General features: G+C 37.9%; 13 protein-coding genes. 3 read left to right on the top strand and 10 right to left on the bottom strand.

The genetic code is table 11. The features are described 5' to 3' along the window. Window positions 1-69 precede the first annotated feature (69 nt). From bamA to ubiE, 10 genes are all read right to left on the bottom strand, one after another. Entirely contained in the window at window positions 70-2,613 is a 2,544-nt protein-coding gene (bamA, locus tag FFJ24_RS15440; protein WP_138818064.1) for an outer membrane protein assembly factor BamA, read from the bottom strand. Between the two features lie 149 nt (window positions 2,614-2,762). Beyond that, entirely contained in the window at window positions 2,763-3,503 is a 741-nt protein-coding gene (locus FFJ24_RS15445) for an isoprenyl transferase (protein WP_138818065.1), read from the bottom strand. A 19-nt stretch (window positions 3,504-3,522) separates the two neighbouring features. Beyond that, window positions 3,523-4,335 (bottom strand): DUF6089 family protein, encoded by an 813-nt coding sequence (locus FFJ24_RS15450; protein ID WP_138818066.1) that lies wholly within the window; start codon window positions 4,333-4,335, stop codon window positions 3,523-3,525. A gap of 2 nt (window positions 4,336-4,337) precedes the next feature. Beyond that, on the bottom strand, window positions 4,338-5,219 hold the full coding sequence (locus tag FFJ24_RS15455) for an NAD kinase (protein ID WP_138818067.1): 882 nt from the start codon (window positions 5,217-5,219) through the stop codon (window positions 4,338-4,340). Between the two features lie 9 nt (window positions 5,220-5,228). After that, the gene (locus tag FFJ24_RS15460; protein WP_138818068.1) at window positions 5,229-5,891 is read right to left on the bottom strand and encodes a CBS domain-containing protein; all 663 of its coding nucleotides are present in this window, start codon (window positions 5,889-5,891) and stop codon (window positions 5,229-5,231) included. Next, a complete protein-coding gene (locus FFJ24_RS15465) occupies window positions 5,892-6,656 on the bottom strand; it encodes an alpha/beta fold hydrolase (RefSeq protein WP_138818069.1) in 765 nt (254 codons plus the stop codon). It abuts the gene before it with no gap. 182 nt (window positions 6,657-6,838) lie between these two features. Further along, a complete protein-coding gene (locus FFJ24_RS15470; protein WP_138818070.1) occupies window positions 6,839-7,285 on the bottom strand; it encodes a GatB/YqeY domain-containing protein in 447 nt (148 codons plus the stop codon). 128 nt (window positions 7,286-7,413) lie between these two features. Further along, on the bottom strand, window positions 7,414-8,172 hold the full coding sequence (locus tag FFJ24_RS15475; protein WP_138818071.1) for an SDR family oxidoreductase: 759 nt from the start codon (window positions 8,170-8,172) through the stop codon (window positions 7,414-7,416). 88 nt (window positions 8,173-8,260) lie between these two features. Then, window positions 8,261-9,058 carry an outer membrane beta-barrel protein gene (locus tag FFJ24_RS15480; protein WP_138818072.1) on the bottom strand — a complete coding sequence of 266 codons (798 nt, stop codon included), beginning with the start codon at window positions 9,056-9,058 and terminating at the stop codon, window positions 8,261-8,263. After that, the gene (ubiE, locus tag FFJ24_RS15485; protein WP_210419376.1) at window positions 9,055-9,786 is read right to left on the bottom strand and encodes a bifunctional demethylmenaquinone methyltransferase/2-methoxy-6-polyprenyl-1,4-benzoquinol methylase UbiE; all 732 of its coding nucleotides are present in this window, start codon (window positions 9,784-9,786) and stop codon (window positions 9,055-9,057) included. Before ubiE ends, FFJ24_RS15480 begins: the two co-directional genes overlap by 4 nt. Window positions 9,787-10,043: 257 nt before the next feature. Between ubiE and yihA the strand changes: the two genes are divergently transcribed. The 3 genes from yihA (at window position 10,044) to FFJ24_RS15500 (ending at window position 13,434) form a co-directional block, all read left to right on the top strand. Then, entirely contained in the window at window positions 10,044-10,667 is a 624-nt protein-coding gene (gene yihA, locus FFJ24_RS15490) for a ribosome biogenesis GTP-binding protein YihA/YsxC (protein WP_138818073.1), read from the top strand. A gap of 110 nt (window positions 10,668-10,777) precedes the next feature. After that, a complete protein-coding gene (locus FFJ24_RS15495) occupies window positions 10,778-11,635 on the top strand; it encodes a UbiA-like polyprenyltransferase (RefSeq protein ID WP_138818074.1) in 858 nt (285 codons plus the stop codon). Between the two features lie 95 nt (window positions 11,636-11,730). Beyond that, window positions 11,731-13,434 (top strand): M3 family oligoendopeptidase, encoded by a 1,704-nt coding sequence (locus FFJ24_RS15500; RefSeq protein ID WP_138818075.1) that lies wholly within the window; start codon window positions 11,731-11,733, stop codon window positions 13,432-13,434. Window positions 13,435-13,658 lie beyond the last annotated feature (224 nt).

Below are 13,658 nucleotides of genomic sequence, written 5' to 3' on the forward strand. Positions count from 1 at the left end.
CTAAGCTTTCTTTAAACTCCTATTGCAATGATTTATTGCATAATTAGTTAAATTTTTATTCTTTATCAATTAAAATCCACCTAATTGTTGTGCGATACTAAAAGTAAAGTTTTGCTTACCGCCATCTGCTACTCCAGGAATCCTGTCAAATGCATGTCCGTAATCGATACCCAATAAACCAAATATAGGTAGGAAGATACGTGCGCCTACACCAACTGATCTTCTCACGTTGAACGGATTAAAATCACCAAACCTGTTCCAGGTGTTACCGGCCTCTGCGAAGGCTAAGACAAAGGCTGTAGCTTGCTGACTTGCAATAACCGGATAACGCGCCTCAAGTACATATTTTGTATAAATAGGGCTACCAGATTGTTGAGCAATTCTTGGATCAGAACCATTTGGGATAACGGTATTGTTTGCATAACCACGCATTGCGATTAGCTCAGATCCCTGTAAGAAATCGAATCCCTGCATACCATCACCACCCAGTTTGAAACGCTCAAATGCGGATTGACCTACTGCCTGGCTATACTGCCCTAAGAAACCAAATTGTGCCTGCGCTTTAACTACTAAGTTACCTGCAACACGTTGGTACCACTGCGAATCGAACTTCCATTTATGGTATTCGGTAAAACGGTATTTTTCTTTATCAGATGCCGTTGCATAATTCACTTTGTTGAACAGTGAGTATGGTGGCGTTGCCTGAACAGTGAAACGGATGAATGATCCTGATTTAGGGAAGATTGGCGAATCTCTTGAATCGCGGCTGATTTCTTGTGATAAACTTAAGTTATAAGATGTACCTGAACTAAATAAATACCCTGTATAGTTATTTAAGATATACTGTTGTAAACTCACCGCGTGGGTTAACTGGAAATAGTTATCTGGCCAGTTTAATCTTCTACCTAAACTAACGGTTACCCCATTTAAACGGATTTTTTGAAATAAAGCATCTCCATTGCTTAAACCGTTCGATTGTAATGAGGTAAATGCACTCACTCCGAAGCTTACCGGTTTCTCGCCACCAAACCAAGGTTGTGAGAATGAGAAGCTATACGATTGATAATATTTACCGTTGGTTTGCCCACGTAAGCTTAATTTCTGTCCGTCACCTTTTGGCAATGGTTTATAAGCCTTTAAATTAAATAAGTTACGTAACGAAAAGTTATTGAAAGTTAGACCTAATGTACCAATGATACGGCCACCACCAAAACCACCTGATAGTTCAATCTGATCTGAAGGTTTCTCTTCTACTGCATATTCAATATCTACAGTACCGTCTGCAGGGTTAGGCCGAGGTGTAGGTACAGTTTTAGACTCGTCAAAGTTACCCAATTGACCAATTTCACGAATGGTACGGATTAAATCACTTTTGTTAAATTTCTGTCCTGGTTTGGTACGGATCTCACGTAAAACAACCTTATCATTTGTAATGGTATTACCTTTTATAGTAATGCGGTTGTTGGTATATTGTGGTCCTTCGTACATGCGTAATTCCACATCAACAGTATCGCCATAAATTTTGGTCTGTACCGGATCAATATTAAAAGTTAAATATCCATTATCGGTGTACATGCTGTTAATGTCGCCACCGTTTTCGCCACCACCATTTAATTTTTTATTTAATTTTTCTTCGCTGAAAACATCACCTTTTTCAATGGTTAATACTTTTTTCAGAATACTATCCGGATAAATGGCATTACCTGCCCAGGTAATATTACCGAAATAATACTTTTTACCTTCGTAAAGGTCCATTCTAATATTAACTTTTTTATTGTTATACTGGTAAATGGTATCTTTTAATAATTCCGCATCACGATAACCTTTCTCGTGCATTTTAGCAATCATTTTAACCTTATTCTCTTCGTATTTCTCTTTTGCGAATTTTCCGGAACCCCAAAAACGCCACCACGCAAATTGTTTAGGGCTTTTAAGGAATTTTCTAAGTTTTGCTGATTTGAAATCTTTATTCCCTGTAAAATCGATATGTTGCACTTTAACACGGTGACCTTTATCAATATAAGCTTCTAATACCACACTATTTTCTGCATTCGGATCTTTACGCGTTTTGTAATCGATCTTGGTAAAGAAAAAGCCTTTATCCAATAAGTATTTCTTAACAATGGCAGATGTGGTATTGTATAAGTTATCGTTTACGATTTTACCCGTTTTATCATTTAACTTTTCCTGAATGGCAGTTTTTTCAGATTTACGGATACCTTTTAAATCTATAGAACTTAAACGCGGACGTTCTACTACTTCAATTTCAAAATAAACAGAATCCTGAACAAATTTTTCGATGTTAAGTTTAACATCATCAAACAAGCCCTGTGCCCACAACGTTTTAATTGCATCAGAAGTTGCTTCCCCTGGAAGAACGATTTTATCGCCTTTAGTTAATTTAGACAAGGTGATTAATACTTCTTTATCTAAATATTGGGTTCCGGTTACTGTTGTACCTCCAATAATATATTCTTTTGGACTAAAATAATCGAGATCTAAGCCACCAACCTTTAAAGAAGGGGTTACCGGAGCCTGACCTTGTGGACGTACTTGAGCGAAGGCCGGAGCGGCTAAAACTAGTAGGATTAAAACTTGAAATATTCTTTTCATTAAAATTATTTGTTCAGTAATGGCCAAAAGGTAACGATATTTTATAAAGCAAAATTACTTTATGTTGTTCCCTTATTATGGTTTCATTTATCGTATAAAAGTGGTGCTAAGTTAGCTTAAACGCTTGTTAAAAAGTGTTAAAAGAAAAATTAGTTTAATTGCTCGCTAATTTTACCAAAACGGCGTTCGCGTTTTTGATAGTCTACAATGGCCTCGAAAAGATCTTCACTTCTGAAATCCGGCCATAAAACATCAGTAAAATAAAACTCGGTATAAGCCATTTGCCAAAGCAGATAATTGCTGATACGGTGTTCGCCACTGGTCCTGATCATAAGTTCAGGATCTGGTATATTTACGGTTGTTAGTTTCGACGAAAACAGGTCTTCGTTAATATCATCCAAAGAAATGGTATTATCTTTTACCGCTGATGCAATTTTTTTAGCGGCTTCCAAAATTTCCCATTTCGCACTATAACTTAATGCCAGTGTTAAAGTACATTTTTCGTTATGGGCTGTTTTTTCCATGGCTTCTTTTAAATCATCAATACACTCCTGAGGTAAGGACGCAATATTGCCAATGGCATTCAGCTTAATATTTTTTTTATTAAGTGTTTCGGTTTCTTTGTTGATGGTAGAAATCAGAATCTGCATCAAAGCATCTACCTCTTCTTTGGGTCTGTTCCAGTTTTCGGTAGAAAAAGCATATAAAGTGAGGTACTCAATACCTACTTCAACACAACCTTCAACAATGTCTTTTACAGAAATTACACCTTGTTCATGTCCAAAAACCCGCACTTTGCCCTGGCCTTTTGCCCATCTTCCATTACCATCCATGATTACGGCAATGTGCTTTGGCAGGCGGCTATAGTCTATTTGTTCTTTAAATCCCATTAATTATGTCAAAATCAGCTTAAAAGGAATAGCATTTTGAGGATACAAAGGTAAAAGATATGCCAACACTAACAAATAGATAAGTGTCCCTTTTTCGAAAATCGCCTCTTTGGGTTCCCGGCTGTCCAATTTTATAGCGTGAAGGATCGGATAAATTAACCTGATTCTGGCCATCTCCAACAATTACCTGGTTAACCGGATAACGGCCGCTTACATCATCAATATAATCGGTAGAAGGTGTTCTATAGCCCAGTTCGGTAAAAATGCTCCAGGTATCTCTGTAATTATACCTTAAGCCCAGGCCATAAGGAATGGTTAAAACGGCATTTTTATATCCATTTTCCTGTCCTTCGGTGGCCAGGCGATCTAACCGATAACGCTCGCCATTTACTTTTACAGTTGGTTTAAATACAAGTAACCCCACTCCCGTAAACAGGTATGGCGTAAATTGCCGCGTTCCGCCGCCAAGGTTAAAATTAAAAAAATTAAAATCCACCAGCGCGCTGAATTCACTCAGTGATGTTTTAAAACGCAGATTTCTTTCCCGTAACTGCTCATTGCCGGAATAGGAATCATCCGCTTTTACCTGCCCATAAGTATAATTTAAACGGACCCCCAGGTACTGGTTAAAGTTGCGCTTTGCATAAATTCCACCAGACAAACCACTGATATACAATGGATTATTCTGATTAAGATCACCCATATAACCGGCACCGCCAGCCATTACACCAAGTTCCCAGGAGGGTTCACCTATCACTGCACGCTGCGCACGAACAAACTGCCCACTAAAGATGAGAAAGAAGATAATTAATAGCTGTTTGCCTGGCGTCATGCTTAGTAGTTACGGGTATCAATGCCCCATAATAATTTATTCCTTAACGTATTCAAGTAGGTTTCATTATTAAGGCGGATCAGATTTATGCAAAAATCTGCCTTTTTTATGCTGATTTTAACCGAACGCTCTACTGTTACCGTGCGGCTATCGCAGGAAACGAGGAATTTTGATTCCCTGGCTTCTACCTCAAAAGAGAGGGTATTGCCATCAGGAACCACTACTGGCCTAACATTTAAATTATGTGGTGCAATGGGCGTAATTACAAAATTTTTCGAGTCGGGATAGATAATCGGCCCTCCGCAACTCAATGAATAAGCTGTAGATCCTGTCGGGGTGGCAATAATCAATCCATCTGCCCAGTAGGAGTTGATAAACTCTCCGTTCATAGAGGCGTGGATAATCATCATGGCCGAATTATCGCGACGGTGAATGGTGATATCGTTTAATGCAAAGTTTTCTTCGCCAAACAAATGGTTATCCGATTCTAAAGTTAACAGCGAACGGGAATCTAATGTATATTCTCCATTGCTTAAAGCCTTTAATGCCTGTCCGATTTCATTTTTATTGATACTGGCCAGAAACCCTAAACGGCCAAAATTGATCCCGATTACGGGTATGCCAGAATTGCGGATCAACGATAAGGTATCCAGTAAAGTTCCATCACCCCCCAAACTCAACAGTACATCAGCATGGTCTTTAAGTTCGGCATGGTTGTGAAAAATGATTGTATTTGAAGGCAGTTTAATTTTGCCGTGAAGAGATGTTTTAAATTTAGAATATAAAACGGGCTGGATACTTTGCTCGGCCAAATGATCGAAAACCTCCTGAACATAGGGCAATACCGTATCATTAAAATCTCTCCCGTAAATTGCAATCCTCATAAAGTAGGTTTATACATTTAAATAATTCATGAAAGAATCGTAACGCTCCTGCGACCCATCATCAATCTGGGTATTATTATATACTTCTTTCACCAAGTAATCATACCTTTCGAAAGAGGCTACCAATGAAGTAATTTCTGTTTTATTTACTTTGAGCGTTACTTCCAGACGTGTAGAGTCTTCGAAAGAATTCACATAAGAAGAGAGTACCTGAGCATTATCAGCTTCAACAATCTGCGCAATATGTGCCAGAGAATTATCACGGTTACTAATCTCCAAAACTATAATGCCACCAGGTTCATTTACCGCATACTGTTCGGCAATAGCATTTACCATACTATTGATTGGAATTAAACCAGCATAATTTTTCTGCTGATCTAAAACCGGAACAACTGTTAATTTTAACTGGCTGAATAACCTGATTACATCATAGGTATGTGCATTATTCAACACGAAAACATTAAGGGTGTTTACAGCACTATCGCTTAAAAGTGTATCGTGATTGTCAATATTTAATAAATCATCTTCAGAAACCAAACCCAATAAAGTTACCTCGTTAACAACCGGTAAATGCTTCAGTTTAAAGTCGTTCATACGATCTAAAGCTTTCTGCACCGTGTCATCAGTTCTTAGTGACGGAATTGCATCTGATATGATTTCTGCAGCAAACATTTATTTTAACAATATTCTATCTAAAAATTTCTCTAAAAATGCATTAAATATCTGTGGGTGTTCCATCATAGGCGCATGCCCACACTTATCAACCCAATTTAATTCTGAGTTCGGCAATAACTGGTGGAATTCTTCTGCCACTTCCGGCGGAGTAACCTTATCATTTTTGCCCCAGATTAAAGAAACCGGTATGGTAATTTTCGAAAGTTCTTTAGCCATATTGTGGCGTATTGCCGATTTTGCCATGGTTAAAATACGAATAACCCTTGATCTGTCGTTAACTGTTTTAAAAACATCATCTACCAGTTCTTTGGTTGCCGTTGCCGGATCGTAAAAAGTAAATTCAACTTTTTCCTTAATATAATCGTAGCTCTCTCTACGTGGGAAAGATCCTCCAAAAGCATTTTCATATAAACCAGAACTACCTGTAAGTACCAGCGCTTTAACAAATTCCTGATGAGCAACGGTAAATACTAAACCTACATGGCCACCAAGCGAATTACCCACAAGCACTACCTGGTTTAAATTTTTATATTTTAAAAAGCGATGAAGATATCTCGACAATGCTTTTACGCCCAATGTTAAAATTGGCAGATCGTAAATTGGTAAAATTGGAATAATTACACGATAGCGATCTTTAAACTGTTCGATAACCAGTTCCCAATTGCTTAGTTCGCCCATCAGGCCATGTAGCAATACCAGTGTCTCGCCTGTTCCAGCTTCAATGTATTTAAATCCGTCCTCTTCTATTATCGGGTAAGTCATATATATTCTAGATGGTATTGTGCTACTAAGTTAGTAGAGTAAAATTAAATTTATGCATTTATATCCCATTTTTCTGAAATAAAACCAAAAACGGTATAAAAACGTCATTTGCATTGCGTAGAGCGATAAGTGGCCAGCGATTATTAACCTTCTGCCTTACGCCTTTATTCCCTCTACCTCAATTAAGCCAGTTTTTCTTTAACAATCTCCGCAATTAATTTACCATCTGCTTTACCAGCCAGTTCTTTGTTTGCCATGCCCATTACCTTACCCATATCCTTAACCGATGTAGCGCCAGATTGTTTGATTACCTCCTCAATAATTGAGGCAACCTCTGCCCTATCTAACTGTTTTGGTAAAAATTGATTAATCACCTCAATTTCTTCTTCTTCTACCTGATACAAATCTTCGCGATTTTGTTGCTTGTAAATATCAGCAGATTCGCGTCGTTGTTTAATCAGTTTCTGAAGGATTTTGAGTTCAGCTTCTTCCGTAATTTCTTCTGAAGATCCTTTCTCTGTTTTTGCTAAAAGTAAGGCAGCTTTTATTGCTCTTAAACCTCTTAACTGTGCATTGTTTTTAGCCAGCATGGCTTTTTTTATTTCCTGATCTATTGTGTTTGATATCATTTCTTTTAATCGGTTAATCGTTGCTGGGTTAACTGGTTAATCGTTTAAATTGGTTAACTGTTCAGTTAAGTTAATTGTTTAATCGCAGGATTGCTAAATTGTTAACTGCAAATTGCCAACTGAAAACTTTATACCCTATTTATAATTGTTGCGGTAGCCTGTGCGGTAGGCATAATCAGCATATCGTTAATGTTAACATGCTTTGGCCTGCTCACAACATACCAAATGGCATCTGCAATATCGTCGGCAATTAGCGGCTCCAGGTTTTCGTACACCTTTTTCGCCCGATCCTCATCACCTTTAAAACGTACCACCGAAAATTCGGTTTCTACCATACCCGGATTAATTTCTGTAACCTTAATGCCGTGGGGTAATAAATCGATACGCATGCCTTTACTCAAAGCATCTACAGCATGTTTGCTGGCACAATATACGTTTCCATTTGGATAAACTTCTTTTCCTGCGATAGAACCAATGTTAATAATATGGCCCGATTGATTTGGGATCATCCAGTTGGAAATAATTTTGGTTACGTAAAGCAAGCCTTTCACATTGGTATCAATCATGGTGTCCCAATCGTTGGTATCACCTTTATCAATGGGATCTAAACCCTGGCTCAAGCCTGCATTGTTAATTAAAACATCAACCTTTTTCCACTCTGCAGGCAAAACTTCTAATGCATTGGTAAGACTTTCTTTTTCGCGAACATCTGCAAAAACCTGTTTAATCGTAATGGCATATTTGTCTTCTAAATGATGTGCAATTTTAGCCAGGCGGTCTTCTCTGCGGGCCAATAATACCAGGTTATAACCTTGTTGGGCAAATGTATGTGCACAAGCTTCGCCAATACCAGAAGTTGCACCTGTAATTAATGCGATTTTAGACATTTTTATGAATTTTAGGTCCAGGTAATCCTTTAAAATAAGGTCTTGATTTACCTATAACAACAAAGGTAAGTTTTTTTGGATTGCAGGACTATTGAAAAATCAAACTGAACGTTAATTGACGTAATTTCAACTTATCTATCGGATTGGCGTAAACAGTATTATCATGCTGAAGCAAATCGTTGGCCGAATACGAAAGTTTTATTTCGGGCGACATTTTAAAATACTCGAAATAAATATCGAAACCAATACCTGTTTCGTATGACAGGTAATTTCTTTTATTCTTTAAAAACTTATTTACGGCTGTTTCTCCTTCATCGAAGGTTTTCTTTTTCGAAGCTATATCTATAGAATATTTAGCACCACCTAACCAATATACCCTAAAATTATTCAGCCGGTTCGATTTTACCTTTATGCCTAATGGAAATTCGAACATCGTAGCCTGAACTTTTCTGTCTACCACGGTTTGGAAGTTTTTTGTTTGCCCGTTGCCTACGTCAATCGGCGCCATTGGCTCATACTCGTAAGTAACTACCCTATCGCTAAAAATTAGCGAGGGTGTTGCCCTGATATCAAAGTTATCAGAGATCATTCTATTCATTACAAAACCCAATCCAAAACCTTGAGATGGCGAGCTGGAAATAGCATTTAATGTTGAGGTAACCGGAATGCCTGAATTTGGATCGTAAGATGGATCCAGAGAATTTGGCACTTCATAAAAAGGCGATCGCCAATTTGGCTTTTTTAGGATTTTGTATTCGGCCGAGATATACTGAAAATTAAAACCAAAACTCCAATCTTCATCATCTATTCCGCCACCCCAATTTTGTGCAAAGGTGGTTGTAGAAACCATAAAAAGTGAAAGAATGAGGCTTAATTTTCTGATCATTTGGTTCCTACATATATCGAACTTATTCCAAACGTTAAAATTCTTTGTTTGGTACTTTTAAAGCCAACTTTTTCCATCAGATTAGTAAAATCTTTCCCGTCTGGAAAAGCTGCTACCGATTCTGGCAAATAAGTATAGGCTCTATGGTCTTTAGAAAATAGTTTTCCAAAAAACGGCGTTACCTGTTTAAAATAAAAGCTATACAATTGTTTTACAGGAAAAACCTTTGGTTTTGAAAATTCGAGTATCACCATTTTCCCATTGGGTTTTAATACCCGGTACATATCGGTTAATCCTTTTTCGAGATTTTCGAAGTTACGCACTCCATAAGCGCAGGTAATGGCATCAAACGTATCATTTTCGAAATGCAGGCCTTCAGAATCGCCTACCTGAACGGTAAAAACTTCGTTTAAACTACGTTCGTTAATTTTCTTTTTAGCTACTTCTAACATGCCTTCAGAAATATCAACACCAATAACCTTTTCCGGATGAAGTTTTTTAATGGCTTCAAAAGCAAAATCGCCAGTTCCAGTAGCTACATCAAGCATAATCCTGGGTTGGATAGAAATTAATTCTTTAATGGCTTTTTTACGCCATAATACATCAATGCCTAAAGAAAGAAAATGGTTTAAAAAATCGTAAGTGCCAGAAATGTTGTTAAACATGGTTGCAACCTGCTCTTTTTTAGTTGCATCTTCTACCTGGTATGGAGTAATATTCTGATTCATGATATGGAGCAAAGATATAGAAAAGAGTTTGCAGTTGGGAGTTTAGAGTTTGCAGTTTAGCGATTGCCTTAAACTTTACGAATCGCTGACGACAGAGGTATTTATCGATCAAAGTAAACATTAGCATTAGTTTGCAATTGGGAGTTGAGAGTTTTGAGTATAACGATTGTATTAAACTTTACGAATTGCAAACGGCGGTGGCTATTCCCCTCCCAACTCCAAACGCCCAACTCAAAACTAATTGTTACCTTTGTACTATGATTATCAAAACGGCAACATTTGTTTGCAGCAACACCCAGGTTTCGGCACTACCGGTACCAACTATGCCCGAATATGCATTTATTGGTCGCTCTAATGTGGGTAAATCTTCATTAATCAATATGCTGGTTAATCAACATGGGTTGGCCAAAACCTCGCAACGTCCTGGAAAAACACAGTTGATTAATCACTTTTTAATTAACGAAGCCTGGTACATTGTCGATTTACCGGGTTATGGTTATGCCAAGGTTTCTAAAACCAGCAGAGAGAAATGGGAGAAATTTATCCGCGCCTATATCACCAAAAGAGAAAGTTTACAATGTGTTTTTGTTTTGATAGACAGCCGTTTAGAACCTCAGGGAATTGATATAGAATTTTGCTATTGGTTAGGTGAAAAACAGATCCCGTTTTCGTTAATTTTTACCAAAGCTGATAAACAGGGCATGACCACCACACAGAAAAATGTAGCCGCTTTTAAGAAAAAATTAGGTGAGTTTTTCGAAGAGATTCCTTCCACCTTTATTTCTTCTGCTGAAAAAGGAACCGGAAAAGATGAAGTTTTAAATTTCATTTATGAGGTGAATAAAGATTTCGTGGTTCCGACAGATTATAAAAAGTTTTAACCAGTTTTCAGTTCGCAGTGCACAATTTTCAGTTTAATATTAAAAAAATCTGTGCAATCAAATAATATGTGTAATCGTCCCCGATGGGAAATTAATCAGTTCTAAAAAAAATGAAAAAATACTTTTCACTCGTATTATTCGCTCACTCCGTTTTTGCGCTACCATTTGCTATGATTGGTTTCTTTTTGGGCGTAACTACAACAGAAAATCCATTTTCCTGGTATAAACTAATTTTAGTTTTGCTGTGTATGGTTTTTGCCAGAAACTCGGCCATGGCTTTTAACCGTTATCTCGACAGAAACATTGATGCAAAGAACCCGCGTACCAAAATGCGCGATATCCCTGCAGGTAAAGTTTCAGCAAATGAAGCATTGATTTTCGTTATCGCCAATTGTGTTCTTTTCGCCATTACCACCTACTTTATTAACCCGCTTTGTTTCTATTTATCGCCAGTGGCTTTGTTCGTGGTTTTGTTCTATAGCTACACCAAACGTTTCACTGCGCTTTGCCATTTGGTATTGGGCTTAGGCCTGGCGCTTGCTCCTATTGGTGCTTACATTGCCGTTACCGGGCATTTTGCACTGGTTCCTGTGCTCTACTCTCTAACAGTGTTATTCTGGGTAAGTGGATTTGATATTATATATGCCTTACAGGACGAAGAATTTGATCGCGAAGAAAAATTACATTCCATTCCATCGGCACTTGGCATTAAAAATGCTCTGAATGTTTCAGTGCTGTTGCACATACTTTCAGCTACTTGCGTAATATTGCCGGTATTTTTTACATCTTTTAGTTGGGTGTATTACGTAGGTATTGTGTTTTTCTGTTCGATGTTGATTTATCAGCATTTATTGGTAAAACCGAACGACATCAGCAAAGTAAACCGGGCTTTTCAAACCTTAAACGGTTATGCATCGGTGGTATTTGCTGTATGTTTTTTAATAGATGCATATTTGAGACATAAATAAATAAGTGAATGATTGAATTTTGAATGAGAGAATATACCATTGCGCCATAACCATTCACTCCTTTAATCATTCTCTAATTTTAATAATTAACTATTATGATAACAAAGAAACCCAGAACATATATCCCTCAGGAATTAACCATTACCTGGGAAAATTTAGCACCACTTTTTACTGAACTGCAAAACCGTGAGATTAACAGCACAGCTGAGTTAGAGCAATGGTTAAAAGACCGTTCTGAGCTGGAGGCGGCTTTGGAAGAAGATTTCGCCTGGAGATATATTAAAATGAGCTGCGATACCGCAAATGAAGAACTGGTTAAAAATTTTCAATACTTCGCGACCGAAATAGAGCCAAAAATTTCTCCGTTAGCCAATGAATTGAACAAAAAATTTGTCGAAAGTCCGTTTATGGATGATTTGGACAAAGAAAAATATTTCGTGTACAGTCGCGCCATTAAAAAAGCATTGGAGCTTTACCGTGACGAAAACATTGAACTCTTCACTGAACTTCAGGTAAAACAACAAAAATACCAAAGCACTACAGGCGCCATGAGCGTTGAGCTGAATGGGCAGGAATATACCTTGGAGCAAGCCTCGATCTTTATTAAAGATTTAAACCGAGAGGTACGTGAAAATGCCTGGAAAACGATCCAACAACGCCGTTTGGTTGATAAAGATGATTTAAACATTTTATTTGATGAGCTCATCAGGCTACGCAATCAGGTAGCTTTAAATGCTGGCTTTGAAAACTATCGCGATTATATGTTCCAGGCCTTAGGCCGTTTCGATTATACCCCACAGGATTGTTATGATTTTGCCAGCGCGATTGAAAAGGAAATTGTTCCGATTTTAAAAGAACAGGCTGAAAAACGCCGCGAAGCATTAGGTCTGGAAGTATTAAAACCCTGGGACCTGGAAGTGAGCATCAGTGGCAAACCAGCTTTAAAACCTTTTAACAACGGTGAAGAACTGATTGATAAAAGTATTGCCTGTTTTAATGCCATAGATGAAAAATTAGGTTCAAAATTGGCGACCATGAAAGCCAATAACCTTTTTGATGTGGAGAGCAGAAAAGGTAAAGCGCCCGGCGGTTACAATTACCCGTTAGCCGAAACCGGAGCACCTTTTATTTTCATGAATTCGGCAAACTCGTTGCGCGATTTAACTACCATGGTTCACGAAGGTGGTCATGCGGTACATACCTTTTTAACAGCAAATTTAGAGCTAAACGACTTTAAACATTGTCCATCTGAAGTTGCTGAGCTGGCTTCAATGAGCATGGAATTGATTTCTATGGATAATTGGGATGTTTATTTTGATAACGCTGAAGATTTAAACCGTGCTAAAAAAGAGCAGTTGGCCGATGTTTTAAAAACTTTACCATGGGTGGCGGTAATTGATCAGTTTCAGCACTGGATTTATACCAACCCTAACCATACAGCCGCTGACCGCGAAGAAACCTTTAAACAGATTTTTAACCGTTTTGGTGCTGGTTTTGCCGATTGGACGGATTTAGAACAACAATTTGGAAATGGCTGGCAAAAACAACTGCATTTGTTTGAAGTTCCTTTTTATTACATCGAATATGCAATTGCCCAGCTAGGTGCCATTGCCGTTTGGAAAAATTATAAAGAAAACCCTGAAAAGGCTTTAGAACAATACCTGGCTGCACTTGCATTAGGTTATACCAAGCCGATGAACGAGATATATGAAACCGCGGGCATCAAATTTGATTTCAGCGCAGAATATGTAAAAGAACTGGCAGGTTTTGTTAAAACAGAACTGGAGAAACTGGGATAAGGCAGAAATTTTTGAGATATAAGGCTTTTTCCCCTCAAAGGATTATTAATAAGAGTCGTGGTAAATGCCACGACTCTTTTGTTTAATAACCACAGATAAAAAGGATGAACACAGATTATATCTGATTTACCCTAGTTCTGGTCTTAGCGTCTCGCTAAGAGACTGAAGTTTAATTCTTTTATCGTGGCGTAGGGATGTTGTAAAGACGCTTCGACTCCGCTCAG

It is taken from the genome of Pedobacter sp. KBS0701, from assembly GCF_005938645.2.
Classification (GTDB): Bacteria; Bacteroidota; Bacteroidia; order Sphingobacteriales; family Sphingobacteriaceae; genus Pedobacter.

Coding starts and splice junctions, on each gene's coding strand:
- bamA (WP_138818064.1), bottom strand. CDS start 2,613: ATGAAAAGAATATTTCAAGTTTTAATCCTACTAGTTTTAGCCGCTCCG.
- FFJ24_RS15445 (WP_138818065.1), bottom strand. CDS start 3,503: ATGGGATTTAAAGAACAAATAGACTATAGCCGCCTGCCAAAGCACATT.
- FFJ24_RS15450 (WP_138818066.1), bottom strand. CDS start 4,335: ATGACGCCAGGCAAACAGCTATTAATTATCTTCTTTCTCATCTTTAGT.
- FFJ24_RS15455 (WP_138818067.1), bottom strand. CDS start 5,219: ATGAGGATTGCAATTTACGGGAGAGATTTTAATGATACGGTATTGCCC.
- FFJ24_RS15460 (WP_138818068.1), bottom strand. CDS start 5,891: ATGTTTGCTGCAGAAATCATATCAGATGCAATTCCGTCACTAAGAACT.
- FFJ24_RS15465 (WP_138818069.1), bottom strand. CDS start 6,656: ATGACTTACCCGATAATAGAAGAGGACGGATTTAAATACATTGAAGCT.
- FFJ24_RS15470 (WP_138818070.1), bottom strand. CDS start 7,285: ATGATATCAAACACAATAGATCAGGAAATAAAAAAAGCCATGCTGGCT.
- FFJ24_RS15475 (WP_138818071.1), bottom strand. CDS start 8,172: ATGTCTAAAATCGCATTAATTACAGGTGCAACTTCTGGTATTGGCGAA.
- FFJ24_RS15480 (WP_138818072.1), bottom strand. CDS start 9,058: ATGATCAGAAAATTAAGCCTCATTCTTTCACTTTTTATGGTTTCTACA.
- ubiE (WP_210419376.1), bottom strand. CDS start 9,786: ATGAATCAGAATATTACTCCATACCAGGTAGAAGATGCAACTAAAAAA.
- yihA (WP_138818073.1), top strand. CDS start 10,044: ATGATTATCAAAACGGCAACATTTGTTTGCAGCAACACCCAGGTTTCG.
- FFJ24_RS15495 (WP_138818074.1), top strand. CDS start 10,778: ATGAAAAAATACTTTTCACTCGTATTATTCGCTCACTCCGTTTTTGCG.
- FFJ24_RS15500 (WP_138818075.1), top strand. CDS start 11,731: ATGATAACAAAGAAACCCAGAACATATATCCCTCAGGAATTAACCATT.